Here is a 1,349-nt window from a genome sequence, read left to right as displayed (position 1 = left end):
TGCAGATGGAGTTACGCGTACGCCACAGACACGCGGCCATGGCCGCGGGGGTGGCCTCCGCGACCCTGGTCCTCGCCGGCCTCCCGTCCGGCGCCGGAGCCGTCGACGACGTTCCGGCCGGAAGTGCCCGTACGGCCTCCGCGGTGCGGACGGTCACGCTCGTCACCGGCGACCGGGTGTTGCTGGACGGCACCGGCCGGGTCTCCGGAGTGGAGCGGGCGCGGGGCCGGACGAGCATGCCGTTCTCGGTCCGGGTCGTCGCCGGCCACACCCGGGTCGTCCCCGGGGACGCCGAACTGCTGCTGGCGCAGGGCAGGTTGGACCCGCGGCTGTTCGACGTCACCCAGCTCGTCAAGGACGGCTACGACGACGCGGGCCGCTCCGACCTCCCGCTGATCGCCACGTTCCGCGGTACGAAGGCCCCCTCGACGAGTCCGTTCACCGACGCCGGGGCGCGGATGGGACGCGCACTGCCCGTCGTCAACGGCCGGGCGATGCGTTCCGTGAAGAAGCGCGGCGCCGGGTTCTGGAAGGCCGTCACGCACAACTCCGCAGGGGAAAAGGCGGAGTTCACCGCCGCGGCCGGCGTGGAGAAGCTCTGGCTCGACGGGAGACGCAAGGCCTCCCTCGACAGGAGCGTCCCGCAGATCGGCGCACCGACCGCCTGGGCCGCGGGCTTCGACGGCACCGGCACCGAGGTCGCCGTCCTGGACACCGGGATCGACACCGGCCACCCCGACCTGGCCGGCAAGGTGGTCGCCGAGCAGGACTTCAGCGGCACCGGCACCACCACCGACAAGTTCGGCCACGGCACTCATGTCGCCTCGACCGTGGCGGGCAGCGGGGCCAGGTCGGACGGGAAGTACAAGGGCGTCGCGCCGGGTGCGCGGCTGCTCAACGGCAAGGTCCTCGACGACCAGGGCGGCGGCACCGACTCCGGGATCATCGCCGGCATGGAGTGGGCGGTGGCCCGGGGCGCGGACGTCGTCAACCTCAGCCTCGGCGGCCCCGACTCCCCCGGCACCGACCCGATGGAGGAGGCCGTCGACCGGCTCTCCGCCGAGTCCGGCGCCCTCTTCGTCATCGCGGCCGGCAACGACGGCGAGTTCGGAGAATTCGGCGAGGGGACCGTCGGTTCGCCCGGCAGCGCCGCGTCCGCGCTGACCGTCGGCGCGGTCGACGAGTCCGACGCGCTGGCCGCCTTCTCCAGCCGCGGGCCACGGGTCGGTGACGGCGGGGTCAAGCCCGACCTGACCGCGCCGGGCGTCGCCATCACGGCCGCGGCCGCCGCGGGCAGCGTCCTGTCGGAGTGGTACCCCTCCGACATCCCCGGGTACCTCACGATCGAG

The 1,349-nt window shown here is 73.9% G+C and carries 1 protein-coding gene; it reads left to right on the top strand.

The genetic code is table 11. The annotated features are described in order from the left end of the window. Positions 1-38: 38 nt before the first annotated feature. Positions 39-1,349: S8 family serine peptidase (locus AOJ26_RS39410; RefSeq protein ID WP_159044510.1), on the top strand; the 1,311-nt coding region annotated here is incomplete at its 3' end.

It is taken from the genome of Streptomyces sp. NRRL B-24085, assembly GCF_001282115.1.
GTDB lineage: Bacteria > Actinomycetota > Actinomycetes > Streptomycetales > Streptomycetaceae > Streptomyces.
Note: the sequence above shows the minus strand (reverse complement) of the source record. Positions and strands in the feature narration are given on the sequence as shown.